Origin of the sequence: Pseudomonas sp. Fl4BN1 (assembly GCF_009908285.1) — a bacterium.
Taxonomy (GTDB): domain Bacteria; phylum Pseudomonadota; class Gammaproteobacteria; order Pseudomonadales; family Pseudomonadaceae; genus Aquipseudomonas.
Genome location: NZ_JAAARM010000021.1, coordinates 88,220 through 112,828 on the forward strand (window position 1 = coordinate 88,220; position 24,609 = coordinate 112,828).

At 57.8% G+C, this 24,609-nt stretch carries 22 protein-coding genes; 5 read left to right on the forward strand and 17 right to left on the reverse strand.

The window, feature by feature from the left end:
* Nucleotides 1-66: 66 nt before the first annotated feature.
* From glmM to rlmE, 4 genes are all read right to left on the reverse strand, one after another.
* Nucleotides 67-1,404 (reverse strand): phosphoglucosamine mutase, encoded by a 1,338-nt coding sequence (gene glmM, locus GV818_RS22250; protein WP_161755737.1) that lies wholly within the window; start codon nucleotides 1,402-1,404, stop codon nucleotides 67-69.
* 16 nt (nucleotides 1,405-1,420) lie between these two features.
* Nucleotides 1,421-2,272: a dihydropteroate synthase gene (gene folP, locus GV818_RS22255; protein WP_161755739.1), complete on the reverse strand. Its 852-nt coding sequence runs from the start codon at nucleotides 2,270-2,272 to the stop codon at nucleotides 1,421-1,423.
* A gap of 8 nt (nucleotides 2,273-2,280) precedes the next feature.
* Nucleotides 2,281-4,185 (reverse strand): ATP-dependent zinc metalloprotease FtsH, encoded by a 1,905-nt coding sequence (ftsH, locus tag GV818_RS22260; RefSeq protein ID WP_161755741.1) that lies wholly within the window; start codon nucleotides 4,183-4,185, stop codon nucleotides 2,281-2,283.
* Between the two features lie 201 nt (nucleotides 4,186-4,386).
* Nucleotides 4,387-5,016, reverse strand: a complete 630-nt coding sequence (gene rlmE / locus GV818_RS22265; RefSeq protein ID WP_161755743.1) for a 23S rRNA (uridine(2552)-2'-O)-methyltransferase RlmE — start codon at nucleotides 5,014-5,016, stop codon at nucleotides 4,387-4,389.
* Nucleotides 5,017-5,121: 105 nt separating this feature from the next.
* On the opposite strand from rlmE, the gene GV818_RS22270 reads away from it, so the two are divergent.
* The gene (locus GV818_RS22270; RefSeq protein ID WP_007920867.1) at nucleotides 5,122-5,430 is read left to right on the forward strand and encodes a YhbY family RNA-binding protein; all 309 of its coding nucleotides are present in this window, start codon (nucleotides 5,122-5,124) and stop codon (nucleotides 5,428-5,430) included.
* A 12-nt stretch (nucleotides 5,431-5,442) separates the two neighbouring features.
* Here GV818_RS22270 and GV818_RS22275 read toward each other — a convergent pair whose 3' ends face one another.
* From GV818_RS22275 to grpE, 8 genes are all read right to left on the reverse strand, one after another.
* The gene (locus GV818_RS22275) at nucleotides 5,443-5,847 is read right to left on the reverse strand and encodes an MFS transporter (protein WP_161777527.1); all 405 of its coding nucleotides are present in this window, start codon (nucleotides 5,845-5,847) and stop codon (nucleotides 5,443-5,445) included.
* A gap of 28 nt (nucleotides 5,848-5,875) precedes the next feature.
* Complete coding sequence (gene greA / locus GV818_RS22280) at nucleotides 5,876-6,352, reverse strand: transcription elongation factor GreA (RefSeq protein ID WP_161755747.1); 477 nt, start codon at nucleotides 6,350-6,352, stop codon at nucleotides 5,876-5,878.
* On the reverse strand, nucleotides 6,349-9,570 hold the full coding sequence (gene carB / locus GV818_RS22285; RefSeq protein ID WP_161755749.1) for a carbamoyl-phosphate synthase large subunit: 3,222 nt from the start codon (nucleotides 9,568-9,570) through the stop codon (nucleotides 6,349-6,351). Before carB ends, greA begins: the two co-directional genes overlap by 4 nt.
* Before the next feature lie 129 nt (nucleotides 9,571-9,699).
* A complete protein-coding gene (gene carA / locus GV818_RS22290) occupies nucleotides 9,700-10,836 on the reverse strand; it encodes a glutamine-hydrolyzing carbamoyl-phosphate synthase small subunit (protein ID WP_161755751.1) in 1,137 nt (378 codons plus the stop codon).
* A 256-nt stretch (nucleotides 10,837-11,092) separates the two neighbouring features.
* On the reverse strand, nucleotides 11,093-11,899 hold the full coding sequence (dapB, locus tag GV818_RS22295; RefSeq protein ID WP_161755753.1) for a 4-hydroxy-tetrahydrodipicolinate reductase: 807 nt from the start codon (nucleotides 11,897-11,899) through the stop codon (nucleotides 11,093-11,095).
* Between the two features lie 10 nt (nucleotides 11,900-11,909).
* Entirely contained in the window at nucleotides 11,910-13,034 is a 1,125-nt protein-coding gene (gene dnaJ / locus GV818_RS22300) for a molecular chaperone DnaJ (RefSeq protein ID WP_161755755.1), read from the reverse strand.
* 322 nt (nucleotides 13,035-13,356) lie between these two features.
* Complete coding sequence (dnaK, locus tag GV818_RS22305) at nucleotides 13,357-15,273, reverse strand: molecular chaperone DnaK (RefSeq protein WP_161755757.1); 1,917 nt, start codon at nucleotides 15,271-15,273, stop codon at nucleotides 13,357-13,359.
* 102 nt (nucleotides 15,274-15,375) lie between these two features.
* Entirely contained in the window at nucleotides 15,376-15,942 is a 567-nt protein-coding gene (gene grpE, locus GV818_RS22310; RefSeq protein ID WP_161755759.1) for a nucleotide exchange factor GrpE, read from the reverse strand.
* Nucleotides 15,943-16,192: 250 nt separating this feature from the next.
* Between grpE and recN the strand changes: the two genes are divergently transcribed.
* A complete protein-coding gene (recN, locus tag GV818_RS22315; RefSeq protein WP_161777528.1) occupies nucleotides 16,193-17,866 on the forward strand; it encodes a DNA repair protein RecN in 1,674 nt (557 codons plus the stop codon).
* Nucleotides 17,867-17,956: 90 nt separating this feature from the next.
* Here recN and fur read toward each other — a convergent pair whose 3' ends face one another.
* On the reverse strand, nucleotides 17,957-18,361 hold the full coding sequence (fur, locus tag GV818_RS22320; protein ID WP_011059185.1) for a ferric iron uptake transcriptional regulator: 405 nt from the start codon (nucleotides 18,359-18,361) through the stop codon (nucleotides 17,957-17,959).
* Nucleotides 18,362-18,459: 98 nt separating this feature from the next.
* On the opposite strand from fur, the gene GV818_RS22325 reads away from it, so the two are divergent.
* Nucleotides 18,460-18,987: an outer membrane protein assembly factor BamE gene (locus tag GV818_RS22325; RefSeq protein ID WP_161755763.1), complete on the forward strand. Its 528-nt coding sequence runs from the start codon at nucleotides 18,460-18,462 to the stop codon at nucleotides 18,985-18,987.
* A 60-nt stretch (nucleotides 18,988-19,047) separates the two neighbouring features.
* Here GV818_RS22325 and GV818_RS22330 read toward each other — a convergent pair whose 3' ends face one another.
* The 3 genes from GV818_RS22330 to GV818_RS22340 are packed head-to-tail and all read right to left on the reverse strand — an operon-like array spanning nucleotide 19,048 to nucleotide 21,200.
* Nucleotides 19,048-19,362: an RnfH family protein gene (locus GV818_RS22330; protein WP_161755766.1), complete on the reverse strand. Its 315-nt coding sequence runs from the start codon at nucleotides 19,360-19,362 to the stop codon at nucleotides 19,048-19,050.
* Nucleotides 19,355-19,789 carry a type II toxin-antitoxin system RatA family toxin gene (locus GV818_RS22335; protein WP_178125061.1) on the reverse strand — a complete coding sequence of 145 codons (435 nt, stop codon included), beginning with the start codon at nucleotides 19,787-19,789 and terminating at the stop codon, nucleotides 19,355-19,357. The genes GV818_RS22330 and GV818_RS22335 overlap by 8 nt, the downstream gene beginning before the upstream one ends.
* 7 nt (nucleotides 19,790-19,796) lie before the next feature.
* Nucleotides 19,797-21,200 carry a sodium-dependent transporter gene (locus GV818_RS22340; protein WP_161777540.1) on the reverse strand — a complete coding sequence of 468 codons (1,404 nt, stop codon included), beginning with the start codon at nucleotides 21,198-21,200 and terminating at the stop codon, nucleotides 19,797-19,799.
* 116 nt (nucleotides 21,201-21,316) lie between these two features.
* Between GV818_RS22340 and smpB the strand changes: the two genes are divergently transcribed.
* Entirely contained in the window at nucleotides 21,317-21,799 is a 483-nt protein-coding gene (gene smpB / locus GV818_RS22345) for an SsrA-binding protein SmpB (protein WP_025131431.1), read from the forward strand.
* An 81-nt stretch (nucleotides 21,800-21,880) separates the two neighbouring features.
* Here the strand turns inward: smpB and GV818_RS22350 are convergent, their stop codons facing one another.
* Entirely contained in the window at nucleotides 21,881-22,648 is a 768-nt protein-coding gene (locus GV818_RS22350; RefSeq protein ID WP_161755768.1) for an FCD domain-containing protein, read from the reverse strand.
* Between the two features lie 261 nt (nucleotides 22,649-22,909).
* Here GV818_RS22350 and GV818_RS22355 point away from each other — a divergent pair, with 261 nt between their 5' ends.
* The gene (locus GV818_RS22355) at nucleotides 22,910-24,604 is read left to right on the forward strand and encodes a lactate permease LctP family transporter (RefSeq protein WP_161777529.1); all 1,695 of its coding nucleotides are present in this window, start codon (nucleotides 22,910-22,912) and stop codon (nucleotides 24,602-24,604) included.
* Nucleotides 24,605-24,609 lie beyond the last annotated feature (5 nt).

The following is a 24,609-nucleotide window of genomic DNA, read 5'->3' on the forward strand; positions in this document are numbered from 1 at the left end:
GCTGTACCTCGTCGGTCAAAGTGGGCGCAGATGTTACCCAACCAAAACAACACTGGCAAGCCGAATTCAGGCAGAAACTTCAGCAACCAGTTTTGCCAGCTCATCGGCATAAGCACGAACCAGTGCTTCATCGTCACCTTCGACCATGACACGCACCAACGGCTCGGTACCAGACTTACGCAACAGAACCCGACCACGCCCCGCCATGGCGGTAGTGACTCGCTCACACGCCTTTTTCACTGCAGGATGCTCAACCGGGTTATCCCCCCCGGCAAAACGTACATTGACCAGCACCTGAGGACACTTGCGCAGCCCCTGACGTGACTGAGCCAGACTTTCACCACGAGCCTTCAGCGCCATCAGCACCTGCAGAGCGGCAATGATCGCATCCCCGGTGGTGGCATGACGGAAGCATACGATGTGCCCGGAGTTTTCACCGCCCACCAGCCAGTTACGCTCCAGCAACTCAGCGATCACATAACGGTCGCCGACATTGGCCCGGACAAAGGGAATGCCAAGGTCCGCCAGTGCCAACTCCAGGCCGAGATTGCTCATGAGAGTGCCGACCACGCCGCCTTGCAGCTTGTCACGCTCGTGCAGGTCACGGGCGATGATGAACAACAACTCGTCGCCATCAACAATCGCACCTGTCTGATCAACCATCAGCACCCGGTCACCATCCCCATCGAAGGCGATCCCCAGGTCTGCATGCTCAGCCAGAACAGCAGCCTGCAACTGCCCCATGTGGGTCGAGCCGCAGTTTTCGTTGATATTCAAGCCGTCAGGCTGCGCAGACAGCACAGTGACTTGTGCGCCCAACTCACGGAACACGCTCGGCGCCACCTTGTAGGTTGCGCCATGAGCACAGTCGAGAACGACCTTCAATCCCGCAAAACTGGTGCTTGAAGGCACGCTGCTCTTGCAAAACTCGATATAACGCCCCGAGGCGTCGTTGATCCGCGATACCTTGCCGAGCTTGCTCGACTCCACCACGGTCATCGGCGCATCCAGCAGCTCTTCGATCATCAGCTCAACTTCGTCAGGCAGCTTGGTGCCCTCGCCAGAAAAGAACTTGATGCCATTGTCATGGTGGGGATTGTGCGAGGCGCTGATGACAATGCCAGCCTCAGCGTGAAAGGTGCGCGTCAGGTAGGCGATCGCCGGTGTCGGCATCGGCCCCAGCAGCAGCACGTCAGCGCCAGCGGCGGACAACCCGGCCTCTAACGCAGACTCGAACATGTATCCAGAAATACGCGTGTCCTTGCCCACCAGCACACGACAGGCGCCCATGCTGCGGAAGGCCATACCAGCCGCCCAGCCGAGCTTGAGCATGAAGTCAGGAGTAATCGGGAATTCGCCCACACGACCACGAATACCGTCGGTGCCAAAATATTTCTTAGTCATAAGTACTCCATCATTCTTATTCGGCGGATTCCACAGCCGCGATCATTCGCACCACATCCACTGTCTCGGCGACATCATGGACACGGATAATCTTCGCACCCTTGCTCACAGCCAAGGCCGCGAGCGCCAAACTACCGTGCAATCGCTCGGCTACTGGGCGATTCAAGGCTTGGCCAATCATACTTTTGCGCGACACCCCAACCAGTAGAGGGCGCCCGAGGGCATGCAGTGCCTGCATATGCTTGAACAGGCTCAAGTTGTGCTGCAAAGTCTTGGCAAAGCCAAAACCGGGATCGAGAACAATCCGCTCAGCACCGATACCTACCGCCGCACACGCAGCCATACGCTCACTCAGAAACGCCCCCACCTCCCGGGTAACATCCTCGTAATGCGGGCTGTCTTGCATATCTCCCGGCTCACCGAGCATATGCATCAGACAGACCGGCAAACCGGTAGCGGCCGCAGCATCCAGGGCACCATCACGGCGTAGCGAGCGCACATCATTGATCAATCCGGCACCAAGGCGAGCTGTTTCACGCATCACCGCCGGCGTAGAAGTATCAACGGAAATAATCACATCCAGCTCGCGATGAATCCGCTCGACAACCGGCGCCACGCGCTCCAACTCTTCAAGGGGCGATACCGCACGAGCCCCCGGCCGAGTTGACTCACCACCAATATCGATCAGCGTAGCACCCGCCACAACCATGGCTTCGGCATGCCGCAAGGCCAGATCGAGCTGACTGAAGCGACCACCATCGGAGAAGGAATCGGGAGTTACATTCAAGATACCCATGACATGCACATGGGCCAGATCAAGAACCCGGTTGCCGCAAGGCAACCGGGTGGAGGAAGGAACAGAAGTCATTTAAAACCTTAGTGGTCGGCAGCAGGGCCGCCAATAGGTGTTTCCGGACGCTCGTTTTGCACTACTGGAGGAGTAGTACCCGAGCCGCCCTCCCAATCACGAGGTTCACGCGGAGGACGCCCGGCCATGATGTCGTCAATCTGATCGGCATCGATGGTTTCGTACTTCATCAAGGCGTCCGCCATAGCGTCCAGCTTGTCGCGGTTATCAGTCAGGATCTGCTTGGCAGTGCTGTAGCACTGATCGATGATGCTGCGCACCTCGGAGTCGATCAGCTTCGCCGTCTCAGCGGACACGCTCGTGTGCTGACTGCCGGCACTGCGACCCAGGAATACCTCACCCTCTTCTTCGGCGTACATCAGCGGACCAAGCTTCTCGGAAAGGCCCCACTTGGTCACCATGTTCCGGGCAATCTGGCTGGCACGCATGATGTCGTTGGATGCACCGGTGGTGACACCGTCAAAACCCAGGGTCATCTCTTCCGCGATACGACCACCATAGAGCGAACAGATCTGGCTGATCAACGCGCGCTTGGACAGGCTGTAACGATCCTCTTCCGGCAGGAACATGGTGACACCCAATGCCCGCCCCCGAGGAATGATCGACACTTTGTAGACCGGATCATGCTCAGGCACGACACGACCAACAATCGCGTGACCCGCTTCGTGATAAGCCGTGTTCTGCTTTTCTTTCTCGGACATGACCATGGACTTGCGCTCGGCGCCCATCATGATCTTGTCTTTGGCCAGTTCAAATTCCTTCATCTCAACAATGCGCTTGCCAGTACGAGCGGCAAACAGCGAGGCTTCGTTCACCAGGTTCGCCAGGTCCGCACCGGAGAAACCCGGGGTACCACGTGCAATCACCGCAGGTGCAACGTCGTCGCCCATTGGTACTTTACGCATGTGCACTTTGAGAATCTGCTCACGGCCGCGGATGTCTGGCAGCCCCACCACGACCTGACGGTCGAAGCGACCAGGACGCAGCAAAGCCGGGTCCAACACGTCTGGACGGTTGGTGGCGGCGATAACGATGATGCCATCGTTCATCTCGAAGCCATCCATCTCTACCAGCAATTGGTTGAGCGTCTGCTCGCGCTCATCATGACCGCCGCCCATACCGGCACCACGGTGACGACCGACCGCATCGATCTCGTCGATAAAGATGATGCAAGGCGCATGCTTCTTGGCCTGTTCGAACATATCGCGAACACGGCTGGCGCCGACACCGACAAACATCTCGACAAAGTCGGAACCGGAAATAGTGAAGAACGGCACCTTGGCTTCGCCAGCAATGGCCTTGGCCAGCAGGGTTTTACCGGTACCTGGTGGCCCCACCATCAGTACACCGCGAGGAATACGACCGCCCAGGCGTTGAAACTTGCCCGGATCACGGAGGAACTCAACCAGCTCACCGACTTCTTCCTTGGCCTCATCGCAACCGGCAACGTCAGCCAAGGTGGTTTTCACCTGATCTTCAGACAACAGTCGCGCCTTGCTCTTGCCAAAGCTCATTGGCCCGCCTTTACCACCAGCGCCGCCTTGCATCTGCCGCATGAAGAACATGAAGACCGCAATAATCACCAGAATCGGGAAGCTGGCAACCAACAGTTGAGTCCAGATGCTTTGCTGCTCAGGCTGCTTGCCTTCGACCACAACGTGGTTATCCACGAGGTCGCCAATCAGGCCATTGTCCTGAATCGCCGGACGGATAGTCTTGAAGCTGTCGCCATCGTTACGCTTGCCGGTAATCACATAACCGTCGACGGCTACGCGCTCGACCTTGCCATCCTTAACTTGCTGGATGAAGTCGGAATAGTTGAGGGTCTGCGGCTCGTTAGGGCTGGAGAAGTTGTTCATCACCGTCACGAGGACGGCCGCGATGATCAACCAAAGGATCAGATTCTTTGCCATGTCGTTCAATTAACTACCCTCTGAAGCAAGCTCCGCTACTGGCGCGCGCTTCGCATGATATTCACCGGCCTAACTTACTACATTACCTACAGCTCTGGCAGGCGCTGTCTGTAACCCTATGTGAAACTTAGACTACACAATATGCGCTTAATCCGACGGGGCGAAATACGAAAATCCTATCGCACCAGTCAAAATTCTTACTTACTCACTACGACCACGGAAGCCGCGCCCCAGCAGGTATTGCTCCCGAGAACGGTCACGGGAAGATGTCGGTTTGCGCATCTGCACCTTGTCGAACATCTGCCGAACGCTCTTGTGGTATTCATCAAAACCTTCCCCTTGGAAAATCTTGATCAAGAAATCACCACCTGGACGCAGTACTCGGCCGGCAAGATCCAGCGCTAACTCGCACAGAAACATCGCCCGCGGCATATCCACCGCTGGTAACCCACTCATATTGGGGGCCATATCGGAAATCACAAGGTCGACCTCAGAATTTCCGACAGCTTCGAGAATTTTCGCCAACACCGCATCCTCGGTGAAGTCCCCTTGAATAAAGGTCACATCGGGGATGCTGTCCATTTCCAGAATATCGGAGGCAATCAGTCGGCCCTGACCACCAATCAGACGACTGGTCACCTGCGACCAGCCACCCGGTGCAGCACCCAGGTCGACAACACTCATTCCAGGACGGATAAGGCGGTCCTTCTCCTGGATCTCCAGCAGTTTGTAGCTGGCACGGGAACGGTACCCATCTTTTTGCGCCATTTTGACGAATGGGTCGTTGAAGTGCTCTTTCAGCCAGTTAAGGCTTGTCTTGGAACGGGCCACGGGCCACCTCAAAAATAAAACGGGTCGTGATTAACTGGGCGGTCCCGGACTCGCTCGGGTAAACTGGCCGCCGCTTTTTACAAGATCAGACGCAGGGGTCAGATTATGCCGCTCACTCAAGAGCAGAAGAAACAGTACAAATCCATTGGCCACCATCTGAAACCAGTATTGACTGTGGCTGACAATGGTTTGACCGAAGGTGTGCTAGCCGAACTTGAACGCGCCTTGAGCGATCACGAGCTGATCAAGATCAAGCTCAACATCCTCGAGCGCGAATCGCGCCTGGAAGCCATTGCCGAACTGTGCAAGGCCGGTAAAGCGGATCTGGTGCAAGTCATCGGCAAGATGGCGTTGATCTACCGCAAGAACGCCAAGGTAAACAAGCAATTGTCGAACGTCCATCGTTTCCACTGACGTCGACTCGGGTCAAGGGTGTGCCTGGCGCACCCTGCGATCCCATCCAGGTGCCGGCTGCAACACCAGTACCAGGCCCGAAAAGCCCAGTATCAGATAGCTGAACAACTGCCAGCGCTGAGCTTCCGGCAACAGCATGCGTACAGTGAAATACATTCCACACGCATACATCGCCATCAACAGCAGTTGCCCCCGAACATCCCGCCACAAACTTCTCAGCCCCTCGGACCGGATCAATACCAGCGCCTGCAGGACAACACACGCCGCCGACAAACCCACCAACAGCGCACTAAGCCATAGCGAAATTTCTTCGATCAGCAAAGGCGCGAGGCCGATCTGCCCCAGAGCGGGTAGCAAGCCAAGATGCAATAACCATAAGCCGCCGACCCAAAACATCTGGGTCAGCTGCCAAAGCATGGCGCCCGCATTGAGCGGGCGCCTTCTTTCATATGTGACGGACTTCGACAATCTCGTACTCGATAACGCCACCAGGCGTTTTGACCGCCACCACATCACCCTCTTCCTTGGCAATCAAGGCACGAGCGATAGGCGAACCGACAGAGATTTTACCGAGCTTGATATCAGCCTCGTCCTCACCAACGATCTGGTAAGTAACGCTTTCGTCAGTTTCGACGTTGGCGATCTCAACCGTGGTACCAAAGATCACTTTACCGGTATGAGGAATGGTCGTGACATCGATGACTACCGAATTCTGCAATCGTCCTTCGATATCACGAACCCGCGCCTCAACCATCCCTTGCTGCTCACGGGCAGCATGGTATTCGGCGTTTTCCTTCAGGTCACCCAGTTCGCGGGCCGTGCCAATGTCCTGGCTGAGCTTCGGACGCACGACCTTGGTCAGGTGAGCATGTTCTTCTTCCAGGGCGCGAGCGCCCTGGACAGTCATCGGGTATTTATTCATGCCTTCAATCCTGCATGTAGATCCTGCAAGCGACGCACGGTTTTTTCAGGACCGAACTTCAGCGCTTCGCAGATAGCTTCGCCAGCAGCAATGGTAGTGGTGCAGTAGATCTTGTGCTGCAAAGCGTTACGACGAATGGAATAAGAGTCAGCAATCGACTGACGACCCTCAGTAGTGTTGATGATCAAGGTGACTTCGTCGTTCTTGATCATGTCGACCACGTGCGGACGACCTTCGGTCACTTTGTTCACACGACGTACTTTCAGGCCTGCCGCCTCGATCAGCTTGGCGGTGCCCGCAGTAGCGACCACTTCGAAACCCAAGTTGATCAGATCACGAGCCACGCCTGCAACCAGAGGCTTGTCATCATCACGCACACTGATGAATGCGGTACCGCCAGTCGGCAGCACTTCGCTAGCGCCCATCTGGGCCTTGGCGAAGGCTTCACCGAAGGTGTCGCCAACCCCCATGACCTCACCGGTGGACTTCATCTCTGGGCCAAGGATCGGGTCAACACCCGGGAACTTGGCAAACGGGAATACCGCTTCCTTGACGCTGTAGAAGTTCGGAATGATTTCCTTGGTGAAGCCCAGCTCTTTCAGAGTCTTGCCGGCCATGACACGAGCCGCGATCATCGCCAGGGAGACACCGATGCACTTGGACACGAACGGCACGGTACGCGAAGCACGCGGATTGACTTCAATCACGTAGATGTCTTCGCCTTGAAGCGCCAACTGAACGTTCATCAGGCCAACAACACCCAGTTCCAGGGCCATTTTCTTGACCTGGTCACGCATTTCGTCCTGGATGTGCGCCGGCAGCGAGTACGGCGGCAGCGAGCACGCAGAGTCACCGGAGTGAACACCGGCCTGTTCGATGTGCTGCATGATCGCGCCAATCACCACGTCGGTGCCGTCGCAGACCGCATCCACGTCCATTTCAATCGCGCAGTTGAGGAAGTGGTCCAGCAGCACGGGGCTGTCGTTGGACACTTTCACTGCATCACGCAGATAGCGCTTGAGCTCTTCTTCTTCGTAGACGATTTCCATCGCCCGGCCGCCCAGCACATAGGACGGGCGCACCACCAGCGGATAACCGATCTTGCTGGCAGCGCGAATGGCCTCATCTTCACTACGCACGGTGGCGTTAGGCGGCTGACGCAGATTCAGGCGTTCAACCATCTGCTGGAAGCGCTCACGGTCTTCGGCACGGTCGATCGCGTCCGGGCTGGTACCGATGATCGGCACGCCAGCCTCTTCCAGGGCACGAGCCAGCTTCAACGGGGTTTGCCCGCCGTACTGGACGATCACGCCCTTGGGCTTCTCGACACGCACGATTTCCAGCACGTCTTCCAGAGTCACTGGCTCGAAGTACAGACGATCCGAAGTGTCGTAGTCGGTGGAAACGGTTTCCGGGTTGCAGTTGACCATGATGGTCTCGTAACCGTCGTCACGCAGTGCCAATGCCGCGTGTACGCAGCAGTAGTCGAACTCGATGCCCTGGCCGATACGGTTAGGACCGCCGCCCAGGATCATGATCTTGTCGCGACCGGACGGTGCAGCCTCGCACTCTTCTTCATAAGTCGAGTACAGGTAGGCGGTATCGGTAGCAAACTCGGCAGCGCAGGTATCAACGCGCTTGTAGACCGGAAACACTTCCAGCTTGTGACGGTGACGACGCAGGTTTTTCTCGGTGACGCCCAGCAGCTTGGCCAGACGCTGATCGGAGAAACCCTTGCGCTTGAGGCGGAACATCATGTCACGGTCGATGCTGGCCAGACCCAGGGTCTTGACCTTCTCTTCTTCCTTGATCAGGTCTTCGATCTGCACCAGGAACCAAGGGTCGATCATGTTCATGCCGAAGATGTCTTCGACCGTCAGGCCGGCACGGAAGGCGTCCGCCACGTACCAGATACGCTCGGCACCCGGCACAGTCAGTTCGCGCTTGAGCACGCCCATGCTTTCCGGGTTGCTCAGATCGAGCTTCTCATCCAGGCCACACACGCCCACTTCCAGGCCGCGCAGAGCTTTCTGCAGGGACTCCTGGAAGGTACGGCCGATGGCCATGACCTCACCAACCGACTTCATCTGAGTCGTCAGACGGGCATCGGCTTTCGGGAACTTCTCGAAAGCAAAGCGTGGCAGCTTGGTGACGACGTAGTCGATGGAGGGTTCGAAGGACGCCGGAGTCTTGCCGCCGGTGATGTCGTTCGACAGCTCGTCCAGGGTGTAACCGACGGCCAGCTTGGCGGCGACCTTGGCGATCGGGAAGCCTGTGGCTTTCGAGGCCAATGCCGAGGAGCGGGAGACCCGCGGGTTCATCTCGATCACGACCATACGGCCAGTGGTCGGGCAGATGCCGAACTGAACGTTGGAACCGCCGGTTTCCACACCGATCTCACGCAGCACCGCCAGAGAGGCGTTACGCAGGATCTGATATTCCTTGTCGGTCAGGGTCTGTGCCGGAGCAACGGTGATTGAGTCACCGGTGTGCACACCCATCGGGTCAAAGTTTTCGATCGAGCAAACGATGATGCAGTTGTCCTTCTTATCGCGGACAACCTCCATCTCGTACTCTTTCCAGCCGATCAAGGATTCGTCGATCAGCAGTTCCTTGGTCGGCGATAGGTCCAGACCACGGGCGCAGATTTCCTCGAATTCTTCACGGTTGTAAGCGATACCGCCACCGGTGCCGCCCATGGTGAAGGATGGACGAATGATGCAAGGGAAGCCGAGCTTGTCGAGGACCGCATTGGCCTCTTCCATGCTGTGGGCGATACCGGAGCGCGGGCACGCCAGGCCGATGGACTTCATGGCCTTGTCGAAACGCGAACGGTCTTCAGCCTTGTCGATGGTGTCGGCGTTGGCACCGATCATCTCTACGCCAAACTTCTCTAGAACGCCTTCACGCTCCAGGTCCAGGGCGCAGTTCAGTGCAGTCTGGCCACCCATGGTTGGCAGCAGCGCATCCGGACGCTCTTTCTCGATGATCTTGGCAACAGTCTGCCACTTGATCGGCTCGATGTAGGTGGCGTCAGCCATGGCCGGGTCGGTCATGATGGTAGCTGGGTTGGAGTTCACCAGGATGACCCGGTAACCCTCTTCGCGCAGAGCCTTGCAGGCCTGGGCGCCGGAGTAGTCGAATTCACAGGCCTGGCCGATCACGATCGGGCCAGCGCCAAGAATCAGGATGCTTTTAATGTCTGTACGTTTTGGCATGGGTTGTCACTCAAATCCGCAGGTCAGTCGGCAAGCCGTCTTGAACATTCTCTGAGGCGCCTGAGGGGACTCCACCGGATTTCCGGGGTCGCCCTCAAGCGCTGCTCGCTACACTTTCAAGGCGAACGCTTAGCGTCGCTTGGCCATCTCGTTGATGAAGCGGTCGAACAGCGGCGCCACATCGTTCGGGCCCGGGCTGGCTTCAGGGTGGCCCTGGAAGCTGAACGCGCTCTTGTCGGTACGCTCGATACCTTGCAAGGTGCCGTCGAACAGCGACTTGTGGATCGCCCGGACATTGCCTGGCAGCGTGGCTTCATCCACCGCAAAACCGTGGTTCTGACTGGTGATCATGACCACGCCGGTATCCAGATCCTGGACCGGGTGGTTGGCACCGTGGTGGCCGTGCCCCATTTTCAGGGTCTTGGCGCCCGAAGCGAGGGCCAGCAGTTGGTGACCCAGGCAGATGCCGAATACCGGAATCTCGGTTTCCAGGACTTCCTTGATCGCCTTGATCGCGTAGTCGCAAGGCTCCGGATCACCAGGACCGTTGGACAGGAACACACCATCAGGATTGAGCGCCAGGACATCGCTCGCCGGCGTCTGGGCAGGCACCACAGTGACACGGCAGCCACGCTCTACCAGCATTCGCAGGATGTTCAGTTTGACCCCGTAGTCATAAGCGACAACGTGGTACGGCAGCTCCGAAGCCTCGATCGTCGCATGGCTATCGGTCTTCAAGTCCCAAACCGTCGAACGCCATTCGTAGCTTTTCTGGGTGCTGACGACTTTCGCCAGGTCCATGCCTTTCAAGCCCGGGAAGGCGCGTGCCGCGGCAATCGCTGCTTCTTCGGAAATGTTGTCACCGGCCATGATGCAGCCGTTCTGAGCACCTTTCTCTCGCAGAATGCGGGTCAGGCGGCGAGTATCGATACCGGCGATCGCCACCACATTGTTGGCTTTCAGGTAATCGGACAGGGACATCGTGTTACGCCAGTTACTGGCCACCAGGGGCAGATCACGAATGACCAGGCCAGCCGACCAGACGCGGTCGGACTCGGCATCTTCCGGCGTGGTGCCGGTGTTGCCGATGTGTGGATAAGTCAGGGTAACGATCTGCTGGGCGTAGGAAGGATCAGTAAGGATTTCCTGATAGCCGGTCATTGCGGTGTTAAACACCACCTCACCAACGGTTTGACCGTCGGCTCCAATGGCTTCGCCGCGAAAGATGCTGCCATCAGCAAGGGCGAGTATGGCTGGCTTAGTCAAGAAGACCTCCCGTAAATAGAGCCTGAAAGGGCGATCGCAGGTTGCAAAAAAGCGGAATGACGTATAGACACGTCACCCCGCTTCTTCATCGAATTATCTGCGCGCTTTTAGTGGACACACTAAAGCTGTAGCTTACAGAAAAAGGCTTTTTCGGTCCACCGCTAATGAGCCTTAAAGGCAGAGGAATGCGACAGAACATCGCTTAGCGGCTTGAAGCAGGGCCGAAGTACAACCTCAACCCCACTTCAGATGCATCTCAACGCAGGTCAAGCACATCCTGCATGTCGTAAAGACCTGCCTCACGACCGTCCAGCCACAGGGCGGCACGTACCGCCCCCTTGGCAAAGGTCATGCGACTGGAGGCCTTGTGGGTAATCTCCAGACGCTCACCCTCAGTGGCGAACAGCACCGTGTGATCGCCCACCACATCGCCACCACGCACAGTGGCGAAACCAATGGTTTCACGCTCGCGCGCCCCGGTATGACCTTCACGACCGTAGACTGCAACCTGCTGCAGGTCACGCCCCAGAGCACTGGCAATCACCTCGCCCATGCGCAGAGCGGTACCCGACGGCGCATCGATCTTGTGCCGGTGATGGGCCTCGATGATTTCAATATCCGCATCATCACCCAACACCCGTGCAGCCATATCCAGCAGCTTCAGCGACAGGTTGACCCCAACACTGAAATTGGCAGCGAAGACGATTGGAATCTCCTTGCCCGCCTCTTCCAGCAACTGCTTTTCCTTGGTGCCCAGCCCCGTAGTGCCAATCACCATGGCCTTGCCCGCCTTGCGGCAGAACGTCAAGTTCTTGAGCATCACTTCCGGCAAGGTAAAGTCGATCAGCACATCGAATTCATCGACGACCTTTTCCAGGCTATCGGACATCGACACGCCAAGACGACCCAGGGATGCCAGCTCGCCTGCATCCGCACCCACCAGCGAACTGCCGGGCCGTACGATTGCCGCCGTCAACCCGGAGAGCGGCGAACGCAGCTGCACGGCCTCGACCAAGGTCTTGCCCATGCGCCCTGCGGCACCCATCACAGCTATACGTCGCATGCACTACTCCTTACAGGTCGCCAAAGAAGCGCTTGACGCCCTCGAACCAGCCAGTGGTTTTCGGCGAGTGCGAATTGTCACCTTCCAGCGAACCACGCAACTCTTCCAGCAGCTCGCGCTGACGACGACTCAGATTCACTGGCGTCTCCACCGCTACACGGCACATCAGGTCGCCGGCACCACCGCCACGCACCGGCGCAACACCCTTGCCACGGACCCGGAACTGCTTGCCAGTCTGCGTCCCCTCGGGAATCTTCAGCTTGACCCGACCATCCAGGGTCGGAATCTCCAACTCACCACCCAAGGCAGCATCGACGAAGCTGATAGGCACTTCACAGAACAGATGCTTGCCATCACGCTGGAAGATCGAGTGTTCACGTACGTTGATCACTACATACAGGTCGCCAGTCGGACCGCCCTGGGCCCCTGCCTCACCTTCACCGGACAGACGAATGCGGTCACCGGTATCAACACCCGCCGGCACTTTTACCGATAGTGTCTTGTACTCTTCGACCCGACCTTCGCCGTTGCACGACTCGCACGGATCGGAAATGATCTTGCCCTGGCCATGGCAACGCGGACAGGTCTGCTGCACCGAGAAGAAGCCTTGCTGCATACGAACCTGACCAATACCGCCACAGGTCGGGCAAGTGACAGGCGACGAGCCCTTCTTGGCACCCGAACCATCGCACGGCTTGCAATTGACCAGTGTCGGCACACGGATATTCACCGTGGTGCCACGTACCGCCTCTTCCAGATTCAGCTCCAGGGTGTAACGCAGATCGCTGCCGCGCTGCGCGCCGCCACGGGAACCACCGCGACCACCACCAAAGAAATCACTGAATACATCGCCGAAGATATCGGAGAAATTCTGACCACCAAAACCGGCACCGCCACCACCCATGCTCGGATCGACACCGGCATGACCGTACTGGTCATAAGCTGCACGCTTACTGGAATCGGACAGCACTTCGTAGGCCTCGTTGGCCTCTTTAAACATATCTTCCGACGCTTTGTCGCCGGGATTACGATCCGGGTGGTGCTTCATCGCCAGGCGACGATAAGCCTTTTTCAGCTCCGCCTCGCTGGTACCACGCTCCACACCCAATATTTCGTAATAGTCACGCTTTGCCATAAGTCTTTGCACTCTTAAGGACGTCCGGCAAACCCTCCTGAGCTCTGCCAAACTCGCTGAGCCCCAATACAGGCCCGGACCCAACTCACGTCAATTCAACGATCCTGGTCTTGGATAGCCAACCCGGTTACAGGCCGACAATTGCGATCATCACAGTCGAAAAGCAGGAGCTTCTCCGACCCGACCGCCTGCGCACAAACGAAGCTTGTACGCCGTCATAAATTCGCTGACGCCAGACACGCCAACGCGGGAGCAAGCTCCCGCGCGGCGACATCCTACCAGTCACCGCCTTAAGGCAGTCAACCGGCCGACCAACAAGCCATTACTTGTGGTCTTTTACTTCTTCGAACTCGGCGTCGACAACGTCGTCGGCTTTTTCAGCAGACTCGGCGTGAGGCGCCGCGCCTTCTGCAGGCTGAGCCTGTTCGGCGTACATCTTCTGGGCAACCGGAGCCGAAACTTTCGACAGCTCTTCGACCTTGGCTTCGATGGCAGCCTTGTCGTCGCCTTTGATGGCAGCTTCCAGGGCAACTACAGCAGCCTCGATAGCGGTCTTCTCTTCGGCGGTCACTTTGTCACCGGCGTCAGCCACCATCTTGCGAGTCGAGTGCACCAGCGCATCACCCTGGTTACGGGCAGTGGCCAGCTCTTCGAACTTGCGGTCTTCGTCAGCGTTGGTTTCAGCATCACGAATCATCTGCTGAATCTCTTCCTCGGACAGACCGGAGTTGGCCTTGATCACAATGGACTGAGTCTTGCCGGTGGCCTTGTCTTTGGCACCTACGTGCAGAATGCCGTTGGCGTCGATATCAAAGGTCACTTCGATTTGTGGCACGCCACGTGGAGCTGGTGGGATCTCAGCCAGGTCGAACTTGCCCAAGGACTTGTTCTGACCGGCTTGCTTACGCTCACCTTGCAGCACGTGAATGGTTACAGCGCCCTGATTGTCATCGGCAGTCGAGAACACTTGCGATTTCTTGGTAGGAATCGTGGTGTTTTTCTCGATCAGCGCGGTCATCACGCCACCCATGGTTTCGATACCGAGGGTCAGCGGGCTAACGTCCAGCAGCAGAACGTCTTTCACGTCACCTGCCAGAACCGCGCCTTGGATAGCAGCGCCCATGGCAACTGCCTCATCCGGGTTAACGTCTTTGCGTGCTTCTTTACCGAAGAACTCGGTCACCAACTTCTGAACCAGTGGCATACGGGTCTGACCGCCGACCAGGATCACATCGTTGATCGCGCCAACGTCGATACCGGAGTCTTTCAGAGCGATGCGGCAAGGCTCGATGGTGCGCTGAACCAGATCTTCAACCAGAGCTTCCAACTTGGCGCGAGAAATTTTCACGTTCAAGTGCTTAGGACCAGTGGCGTCTGCAGTGATGTACGGCAGGTTCACGTCGGTCTGCAAGCTGGAGGACAGCTCGATCTTGGCTTTCTCAGCAGCTTCTTTCAGGCGCTGCATCGCCAGCGGGTCACCCTTGAGGTTCATGCCGCTTTCTTTCTTGAACTCTTCCACGAGGTAGTCGATCAGACGAATATCGAAGTCTTCACCACCCAGGAAGGTGTCACCGTTGGTAGCCAGCACTTCGAACTGGTGCTCGCCGTCCACTTCAGCAATCTCGATCACGGAAACGTCGAAAGTACCGCCGCCCAGGTCATAAACGATCACGGTGTGATCGCCCTTGGCCTTGTCCATGCCGTAAGCCAGAGCAGCCGCGGTTGGCTCGTTGATGATACGTTTCACGTCCAGACCAGCAATGCGGCCGGCGTCCTTGGTCGCTTGGCGCTGGCTGTCGTTGAAGTAGGCCGGAACGGTGATCACCGCTTCAGTCACTGGCTCGCCGAGGTAGTCTTCGGCGGTCTTCTTCATCTTCTTCAGAATTTCAGCCGAGATTTGTGGCGGCGACATTTTCTGGCCGTTCACTTCTACCCAGGCGTCGCTGTTGTCAGCCTTGACGATCTTGTAAGGGACCATCTGGATATCTTTCTGCACAACTTCTTCGTCAAAACGACGACCGATCAGACGCTTTACCGCGTACAGGGTGTTGTGCGGGTTGGTGACAGCCTGACGCTTGGCCGACTGACCTACCAGAATCTCGCCATCGTTGGCGTACGCAATGATCGACGGGGTGGTACGAGTGCCTTCGGCGTTTTCGATGACTTTTACGTTGCCGTTTTCAAGAATGGAGACGCACGAGTTGGTGGTCCCCAAGTCAATACCGATAATCTTGCCCATGTTAGCTCTCCCGAAACTTTGGATTTGGATGCCGCAGTTGTGGTGGCAAACTGCGGTAGCACTTAAACGCTTGACTGATAAATGGGGGCTCTACAGCCGTTTTCAAGCCTTTTCGTCAATCGAAGGCGAAACCGGTGCAGGAACCTTGCTGACCACGACCATGGCCGGGCGCAGCAGGCGACCATTGAGCTGGTAGCCCTTCTGGAACACCTTAAGAACACTATTCGGCTCCACATCCGCGCTTTCCTGCATGGCCATGGCCTGATGCTGTTCAGCGTTGAAGGGTTCACCGTGAGGATCAATGCTTTCCAATTGATAACGCTTGAGCGTGTCGTGGAACATCTTCAAGGTCAGCTCGATACCTTCACGCATCGGACGGATGCTCTCGTCATCCGGATTGGACAACTCCAGACCACGCTCCAGGCTATCGATCACCGGCAACAGGTCACCGGCAAACTTCTCGAGAGCAAACTTGTGAGCCTTTTCTACATCCTGCTCGGCGCGACGGCGGACGTTCTGCAGATCAGCCGCAACACGCAAAGCCTGATCCTGCGCACCAGCCAGTTGCTCTTCGAGCACTTGTACACGAGCCACCAGGTCTTCACCCGAAGCGTCGGGAGCCTGATTGGCGTCTAGATTTTGCGTATCCAGCGTCTGTTCGTCAGCCATGAAATTCTCCTTTCAATAACGTCTGTGAGCCAGGCTCACTCTTCTGTCCAGCTATATGGGGTCGCATTTTCACGGTTCAAGTCCGAAGCCGCCGCAAAAGTCATTCCGACCCAAGAAAACCCGCCCACGGCCATTCCCGAACGCACTAAACAATCAAAATGACCAAGCCAATCGAGCTAAGGGAAAGCATTGTCAGCCCGAAACAAAACACTGTATAAATAACCAGACATTCAGTTTGGGAGCGGCCTTAATGCTGGTGCACCTGTCCGTACACAATTACGCCATCGTCGAACACCTGGATCTGGAACTGGATCGAGGGATGAGCGTTATTACCGGTGAGACCGGCGCCGGCAAGTCGATCATGCTCGACGCGCTCGGCCTGACCCTGGGCGATCGCGCCGACAGCGGCGTGGTACGGCCAGGAGCGGACAAGGCCGACATCCTCGCCACATTCGATCTGGCGGATATTCCGGAAGCTCGTGCCTGGCTAGCCGAGCGCGACCTGGACAACGACGGCCCCTGCATCCTGCGCCGGCTCATCACTACCGAAGGTCGCTCGCGCGGTTATATCAACGGTACGCCCTGCCCGCTTGGAGACCTCAAAGCGCTGGGCGAACTACTGATCGATATCCACAGCCAGCACGAGCACCAGTCACTGCTGAAGACCGATACCCATCGGCGCCTGCTGGATGAGTATGCCGGCGCCACCGATCTTGCCCGCCAGGTACAGCTAGCCGCCCAACGCTGGCGCCAGACCCGCCTGGAACTCGAGCGCTTGTCCAATTCCGGCGATGAGCAGAGGGCCAGGCATCAGTTGCTCAGCTATCAGCTGGAGGAACTGGAAAACCTCGGACTGGGGGAAAACGAACTTGAGGAGCTGGAGCAGGAACACAAGAACCTGACCAATGCCGAGGCCTTGCTGGGCATCTGCCGCCAAGTGGTGGAGCAATGCAGTGAAAGTGATTCAGGCAATGTCCTCAACGCCCTGACCGTCAGCCTCAACCGTTTATCCAGTATCGGCAACTCATCGGGCTCGCTGGGCGAAGCCACCAACCTACTGGCCAGCGCGCAAATCCAGGTGGAGGAAGCAGTCGGCGAATTGAACCGCTTCCTTGATCACTTTGACGCCGACCCGGCACGCCTGCAGCAACTCGAAGAGCGCCTGGACTCCATCTACACACTGGCGCGCAAACATCGCATCCAACCCTTCGAACTGGCTGCAATGCAGCAAACCCTGCTGGACGAGATCGAGAGCCTGGACGCCAACGACGAATCCATCGAGCGTCTCGGCGAGGAACTGCAGTCGTTCGCCCGGCATTACCACGAGAAAGCCAAGGACCTGAGCCTACTGCGCCAACAGGCGGCAACTAGCCTGGCCAACCTGGTCGAGCTGGAAATTCAGCGCCTGGGCATGCCTGGTGGCCGTTTCACCATCGAGTTACATGCCAACACCAGCGATGAGTTGCTGCCCAACGGCCTGGAGCAAGTCGAATTACTGGTCAGCGCCAACCCTGGCCAACCCCTCAAGGCCCTGGCCAAAGTTGCCTCGGGTGGCGAACTGTCACGTATCAGCCTGGCGATCCAGGTCATCACCGCACAGACCTCTAGGGTTCCAACCCTGGTATTCGACGAAGTCGATGTAGGGATTGGCGGCCCTACCGCGGAGATCGTCGGCCAACTGTTGCGCCGCCTGGGAGAGCGCGGCCAAGTACTGACCGTCACTCACCTGCCCCAAGTCGCCGCCCAGGGACACCAGCACCTGTTCGTACACAAGGTGCGCGGCAGCAATGCGACACATACCGCGGTTTCCAAGCTGGGCAAGAACGAAAGAGTCGAGGAAGTTGCCCGAATGCTCGGCGGTATCGACTTGACCAAGGAGTCGCTGGCCCACGCCAAAAAAATGGTGGTGACCACCAAGGCCTGAATCTTGAGCGCTTCTTTTATATAGAAAACACGAAGGCGACCCTGAGGTCGCCTTCGATCGTTTCACGACCAGGAAAGTCGCTTGAGAGGCTTACTTCTTCTTGCGCACATACAGTACAAGATTGTGATCCACCAACTCGAAACCGTGCTTTTCGACAATCGCCTTCTGAAGCTTTTCGATTTCTTCGTCGAAGAACTCGATCACTTCACCAGACTCCACGTTGACCATATGGTCGTGGTGACCGCCATCCGCCAGCTCGAATACCGCGTGACCGCCATCAAAGTTATGGCGCACCACTAAACCGGCAGCCTCGAATTGAGTCAGTACACGGTAAACCGTGGCCAGACCCACATCCTCGCCAGCTTCCATCAGCGCCTTGTAAACATCTTCAGCGCTCATGTGCCGCTGCTCAGTGGAATCGAGCATTTGTAGAATTTTGACCCGTGGCAGAGTCACTTTAAGGCCGGCTTTACGTAGTTCGCTATTTTCAACCATGGTCAGCTTTCTCGCCGATGCTGCTTCGCAGCTTCTCTTAATGCGGGTATGATCGGGGTTTACGTTGTCCCAGCCAAGATAGTGGAAGTCGCCCACCGATGCAAAACACCAAGCTCTTGCTAACCAGTTTCACCTTCGTGGGACTGCTCGCACTCGCCGGTTGTTCATTCCCCGGGGTTTACAAAATCGACATCCAGCAGGGCAATGTCGTCACGCAGGACATGATAGACCAGTTGCGTCCGGGAATGACCCGACGACAAGTAAGGTTTATCATGGGCAACCCCCTGTTGACCGACACGTTCCACGCCGATCGCTGGGATTATCTGTACAGCCTGCAACCTGGTGGCGGTGAACGCCAACAGGAACGCGTCAGCGTGATCTTCAACGGCAACGACCAATTGGTCAGCCTGGCCGGCGACTTCATGCCGGGTGTAAGTCGCGACGAAGCCTTGCTAGGCAAGGACAGCGCCAACACCGTCACCGCGCCTGCCCAGAACGTCGAAAAACCAAAAGCCGAGAAGCCAGCCAAACCAGGCTCTCTGCTCGACCAGATTCAGAAGGATGTGGACGGCGTCAAAACCGTTCCGGTACCAACACCTGAACCACTGGACACTTCGCCAGAATAATTTCTGCCGACATAAAAAAGCCCGGGCATGCCCGGGTTTTTTATTGTTTGTCACAAAAAATCACTGTTCTCGCTTACGCGCCTCAGCAGCCTTAAGTGCCCGCAAACGTCGTACCTCTTTTGGATCAGCCAACAGCGGACGATAGATTTCGATCCGATCCCCCGCCTGAATCACATGCCGCTCAGGATCAATGATCTGCTTGCCGAAGATCCCTACCGGACAACTCGCCAGATCCAACTCCGGGAACTGCTCCTCTATAGAAGAAGCCAGCAACGCCGTGCGCAGAGTTACACCATCAGGCACATCCACCTTGAGCAGCAACTGACGATCAACCGCAGCGTAAACCACTTCGATCGTTATCAGGGACTCAGCCATGCAGTTGCTTGGCCCTCTGGCAGAATGCGTCCATCAGGGTATTCGCCGCCTGATTGAACAGCGGCCCCAATGTGGCACGCACCAAAGGCCCAGCGTAATCGAAGGACAGATCAAGACTGATCTTGCAGGCCTTCTCCCCCAATGGCTTGAACACCCACACACCGTGCAATTGATTGAACGGCCCCTCTTCCAGATTCATCTCGATCGAATGCCCTGGCACCAGGATATTGCGGGTAACAAAACGCTGGCTCATTCCACCCTTGGCCACTGCCAGGCTCGCGCGCATCTGCTCTTCGCTGCTTTCCAGCACCTGCGCAGAAGAACACCAAGGAAGAAACTCCGGATACCGGGCCACATCGTTGACCAGGTCATAGAGGAACTGCGCCGGATAGGGCAGAAGGGCCGAGCGTTGAATATGGGTCGTCATGTGAGCTTTATTTCCACAACTGGGCGGCAAACACCACAAGAATGCCGACGGGCGCCACATAGCGCATCAAAAACATGGTCAGGGCGAATATCAGCGGACGACGCAACGACAGCTCATCACGAACCGCCTCACGGCCCATCACCCAACCTGCAAATACCACGAAGCACAAACCGCCAAGAGGCAACATGATCCGCGAGGTGAAAAAGTCGATCACACCAAAGAAATCCAGACCGCCCGCCGCGCCCCACTGGTAGAGGTGGAAAACGCCGCCATCGTTCACGAAAAACTTGGCCTGCTGCCAGATATTGAAGGAAAAAACCGTTCCCAACCCCACGAACCAGCAACTGAATGCCAGCCAGAAAGTTACCCAGCCGCGGCGGATTTTAGTCCTCTCGACGAGATAAGCCACCATCGGTTCCAACAGCGAGATAGCCGAGCTCCATGCAGCAATCGCCACCAGGATAAAGAACACTACGCCCATAAGCTGGCCGAACGCCATATTCCCGAAGGCAAATGGCAAGCTGATAAACATCAGCCCCGGCCCTTCGCTGGGACTCAAGCCTGCCGCAAACACAATAGGAAACAACGCCATCCCCGCCACCAGGGACACGAAGGTATCCAGCAGTGCTACCGCCACCACCGTACCGGACAGAGATGCGTGCTTGGGCATATAAGCGCCGTAGATCATGATCGAGCCGACACCCACGCTAAGGGAAAAGAACGCATGCCCCATGGCCGGCAACAACCCATCCAGCAATTGCTCCTGGCTGAAATCGAACATGAAGTGCAGCCCCTGCACGAAGTGGCCGGTGGTCATGCTGTATCCCAGCAGCACCAGCAACATCACGAACAGCAGTGGCATCATGATCCGCAGGCTGCGCTCAAGCCCGGCGACCACACCCTTGGCAATTACCAGTGCCGACAACAGCATGAATAGCGTGTGCCATAGAGTCAGGCGCCAGGGATCTGAAGTCACCGCAGAAAAGTAAGCCCCTACCTGATCCGCCGAGACACCCTGAAAGTCGCCCCGCCCCATATCGATGATGTAGTCCAGGGACCAGCCACCCACCACGCTATAGAAGGAGAGAATCAGCAGCGCCGTGATCATTCCGGCAAAGGCACCCCAGGACCACTTGGCCGAATGCCCAGCCTCCAGTGCCAGCACCTTCAAGGCATTCGCCGGACTTTGCCGCGCACGCCGTCCGATCAGGGTTTCTGCCAGCATCACCGGCAACCCGATCAGCGCAATGCACGCCAGAAACACCAGGACAAAGGCACCACCACCATAGACGCCGACCATGTAGGGGAATTTCCAGATGCTCCCCAGGCCCACGGCCGAACCAGTTGCAGCGAGTATAAAGACCCAGCGGCTTGCCCAGCCGCCGTGGACAGAGACCCTGTCTGTCGACATCGTTAACACGCCCAACCGAAAAAAAGAGCGCGCATTGTCCGGGATTCAATCAACCTGCTCAAGCACGCTGCTTCACCGTAGCCGACGCGCTCGCAACTCCCTATAATGCCGCCCCTATGGCTAAACAGAAGAAACACCCAACAGGGACCATCGCGCAAAATAAAAAGGCGCGGCACGATTACTTCATCGAACATCGGTTCGAGGCTGGCATGGTCCTGGCCGGCTGGGAAGTAAAGAGTCTGCGTGCAGGCAAGGCACAACTGGTCGACAGTTATGTGCTGCTCAAGGACGGCGAAGCCTGGTTGCTCGGCAGCCACTTCACGCCATTGACCACCGCCAGCACCCACGTCATCGCCGACCCGACGCGCTCGCGCAAGCTGCTGCTCAACCAGCGTGAGCTGGAGAAGCTGTTTGCCGCCGTGCAGCAGAAGGGTTACGCCTGCGTGTGCCTTTCGCTCTACTGGAGCAAGCACCTGATCAAGTGTGAAATCGCACTGGGCAAGGGCAAGAAGGAATACGACAAGCGCCATACCGAACGCGAGCGCGATTCCGATCGCGAACTGCAGCGTGCGGTGCGAACCAAGGGCAAGGAAGACTGATCTTCCTGCCTTGAGGTCGCTTTCGCCGGCAAACCGGCTCCTACAACACCCAAGTAGGAGCCGGCTTGCCGGCGATTTGCATTACATGCCCTTGCGCCGTTCAGCCCGGGCCACTCGCTGCACTTCCTGACGCACTTCTTCGAGCACTTCCTGCACATAGAGAATGTGGCGGCTGGAGATTTCCCGCGCCTCTTCGGCTCGTCCTTCGATGATCGCCTGGTACAGGTCGCGGTGCTGGCTGATCAGCATGTCGCGGGTTTCCGTGCGCTGCTTGTACATGCCGCCGATGTTGGTCACCACGTTGCGCTTGAGCAGGTCGAACAGCCCGCGAATGGTGTGCAGCAGCACAGCGTTGTGGCTGGCCTCGGCAATCGCCAGGTGAAACTTGGCATCCGCTGCACCCTCTTCACTGCGGCTGGCATCGTCCGAGCGGGAGTAGCAGTCCTGCAGTTCCTCGAAGGCTTGAGTCAACCGCTCACGGTCCACCGCCGTCGCCCGCAACGCCGCGTAATAAGCGCAAGACGCCTCCAGGGTATGGCGGAACTCCAGCAGATCGCGCTGGGCATCGGTGTTGTTTTCCAACAGGTGCAGCAACGGATCACTGAAAGTCGAGCCCAGGGACTCCACCACATAGTTGCCACCGCCCTGGCGGCTGATCAGCAGCCCCTTGGCCGTGAGTTTCTGGATCGCCTCGCGCAATGAGGGCCGGGAGACACCAAATTGCTCGGCCAAGGCGCGCTCAGCGGGCAGCCGTTCGCCGGCCGTCAAAGTGCCTTCGAGAATCATCCCTTCCAGACGCTCGACGATATCGTCGGACAAACGGCGCTGGCGTATCTGATCAAACCCCATAACTCACTCTCCACCCTCCCGACCCTTCGCCGGGGGGCTCTATTCTGGCCTATTCACCGTGCGCCAACACCTAGCAGAACGCGGCCATTTGCACCGATCAGATGCCCGCGCCATAGCGCATTCGACAAAAGTTTTAGGGCGGCAAATTGACACACCGAGCACAAGGCTTTTACCCTAGCCAACAGTGATTGTAAATTGGTCTTACCAATTAACCAATACGCTAGCAGTGCCTGACCAACAACAATTAGGGGCCACCCCATTATGCAAACCTGGCAACAGCTCTATAGCCCGCTTGGCAGCCTCGGCTTGTCCGCCCTCGCCGCCGTCATTCCGATCGTGTTCTTCTTCCTGGCTCTGGCCGTGTTCCGCCTCAAAGGACACGTCGCCGGGAGTATCACCCTGGCCTTATCGATCCTGGTGGCGATCTTCGCCTTCCAGATGCCCGTCGACATGGCCTTCGCTGCCGCTGGCTATGGATTTGCCTACGGTCTGTGGCCCATCGCCTGGATCATTGTCGCCGCCGTTTTCCTTTACAAGCTGACCGTGAAGAGCGGCCAGTTCGAAATCATCCGCAGCTCGGTGCTGTCGATCACCGACGACCAACGCCTGCAGGTGCTGCTGATCGGCTTCTGCTTCGGCGCCTTCCTCGAAGGTGCGGCAGGCTTTGGCGCACCGGTGGCGATCACCGCCGCCCTGCTGGTGGGCCTGGGCTTCAACCCGCTGTACGCCGCCGGCCTGTGCCTGATCGCCAACACCGCGCCCGTGGCCTTCGGCGCCCTGGGGATTCCGATCATCGTCGCCGGCCAGGTAACCGGCATCGACGCCTTCAAGATCGGCGCCATGACCGGCCGCCAGCTACCGCTGCTGTCGCTGTTCGTGCCGTTCTGGCTGGTGTTCATGATGGACGGCATGCGCGGTGTCAAAGAAACCTGGCCAGCCGCGCTGGTAGCCGGCCTGAGCTTCGCCGTCACCCAGTACTTCACCTCGAACTTCATCGGCCCGGAACTGCCGGACATCACCTCGGCCCTGGCCAGCCTGATCTCCCTGACTCTGTTCCTGAAGATCTGGCAGCCCAAGCGCACCGCCGGTGCGCAGATTGCCGGCGCCACCTCCGGCGTAGCCATCACCGCCAGCGCCGGGGGCTTCGGCCAGCCACGCCAGACCCAGGCCTCGCCCTACAGCCTGGGCCAGATCTTCAAGGCCTGGTCGCCGTTCCTGATCCTCACCGTGCTGGTGACCATCTGGACCCTCAAACCCTTCAAGGCAATGTTCGCCGCCGGCGGTTCGATGTACGCCTGGGTATTCAACTTCGCCATCCCGCACCTGGACCAGATGGTGATCAAGATGGCGCCGATCGTCACCACCCCGACCGCGATCCCGGCGGTGTTCAAGCTCGACCCGATCTCGGCCACCGGCACGGCGATCTTCTTCTCGGCGCTGATCTCCATGCTGGTGCTGAAGATCAATTTCAAAACTGGTCTGACCACTTTGAAAGAGACCTTCTACGAGCTGCGCTGGCCGATCCTGTCCATCGGCATGGTGCTGGCGTTCGCCTTCGTCACCAACTACTCGGGCATGTCTTCGACCATGGCCCTGGTACTGGCCGCCACCGGCGCGGCGTTCCCGTTCTTCTCGCCGTTCCTGGGCTGGCTCGGAGTGTTCCTCACCGGTTCCGATACCTCGTCCAACGCCCTGTTCAGCTCGCTGCAGGCCACCACCGCGCACCAGATCGGGGTCAATGACACCTTGCTGGTCGCGGCCAACACCAGCGGCGGCGTGACCGGCAAGATGATCTCGCCGCAATCGATCGCCGTGGCCTGCGCCGCCACCGGCCTGGTGGGCAAGGAATCGGACCTGTTCCGCTTCACCCTCAAGCACAGTCTGTTCTTTGCCACTATTGTCGGTCTGATCACCCTGGCCCAGGCCTACTGGTTCACCGGCATGCTGGTGCACTAAGCAAC

Excerpts from the sequence above, each read along its gene's own strand:
- GV818_RS22335 (WP_178125061.1), bottom strand. The coding sequence starts at position 19,789 with ATGACGACCCATATTCAACGCTCGGCCCTTCTGCCCTATCCGGCGCAG.
- GV818_RS22275 (WP_161777527.1), bottom strand. The coding sequence starts at position 5,847 with ATGCTTTGGCAGCTGACCCAGATGTTTTGGGTCGGCGGCTTATGGTTA.
- GV818_RS22350 (WP_161755768.1), bottom strand. The coding sequence starts at position 22,648 with ATGGGGTTTGATCAGATACGCCAGCGCCGTTTGTCCGACGATATCGTC.
- glmM (WP_161755737.1), bottom strand. The coding sequence starts at position 1,404 with ATGACTAAGAAATATTTTGGCACCGACGGTATTCGTGGTCGTGTGGGC.
- folP (WP_161755739.1), bottom strand. The coding sequence starts at position 2,272 with ATGACTTCTGTTCCTTCCTCCACCCGGTTGCCTTGCGGCAACCGGGTT.
- recN (WP_161777528.1), top strand. The coding sequence starts at position 16,193 with ATGCTGGTGCACCTGTCCGTACACAATTACGCCATCGTCGAACACCTG.
- carB (WP_161755749.1), bottom strand. The coding sequence starts at position 9,570 with ATGCCAAAACGTACAGACATTAAAAGCATCCTGATTCTTGGCGCTGGC.
- ftsH (WP_161755741.1), bottom strand. The coding sequence starts at position 4,185 with ATGGCAAAGAATCTGATCCTTTGGTTGATCATCGCGGCCGTCCTCGTG.
- GV818_RS22270 (WP_007920867.1), top strand. The coding sequence starts at position 5,122 with ATGCCGCTCACTCAAGAGCAGAAGAAACAGTACAAATCCATTGGCCAC.
- GV818_RS22330 (WP_161755766.1), bottom strand. The coding sequence starts at position 19,362 with ATGGCTGAGTCCCTGATAACGATCGAAGTGGTTTACGCTGCGGTTGAT.
- grpE (WP_161755759.1), bottom strand. The coding sequence starts at position 15,942 with ATGGCTGACGAACAGACGCTGGATACGCAAAATCTAGACGCCAATCAG.
- fur (WP_011059185.1), bottom strand. The coding sequence starts at position 18,361 with ATGGTTGAAAATAGCGAACTACGTAAAGCCGGCCTTAAAGTGACTCTG.
- greA (WP_161755747.1), bottom strand. The coding sequence starts at position 6,352 with ATGAATAAATACCCGATGACTGTCCAGGGCGCTCGCGCCCTGGAAGAA.
- GV818_RS22355 (WP_161777529.1), top strand. The coding sequence starts at position 22,910 with ATGCAAACCTGGCAACAGCTCTATAGCCCGCTTGGCAGCCTCGGCTTG.
- GV818_RS22325 (WP_161755763.1), top strand. The coding sequence starts at position 18,460 with ATGCAAAACACCAAGCTCTTGCTAACCAGTTTCACCTTCGTGGGACTG.
- dnaK (WP_161755757.1), bottom strand. The coding sequence starts at position 15,273 with ATGGGCAAGATTATCGGTATTGACTTGGGGACCACCAACTCGTGCGTC.
- dnaJ (WP_161755755.1), bottom strand. The coding sequence starts at position 13,034 with ATGGCAAAGCGTGACTATTACGAAATATTGGGTGTGGAGCGTGGTACC.
- GV818_RS22340 (WP_161777540.1), bottom strand. The coding sequence starts at position 21,200 with ATGTCGACAGACAGGGTCTCTGTCCACGGCGGCTGGGCAAGCCGCTGG.
- smpB (WP_025131431.1), top strand. The coding sequence starts at position 21,317 with ATGGCTAAACAGAAGAAACACCCAACAGGGACCATCGCGCAAAATAAA.
- dapB (WP_161755753.1), bottom strand. The coding sequence starts at position 11,899 with ATGCGACGTATAGCTGTGATGGGTGCCGCAGGGCGCATGGGCAAGACC.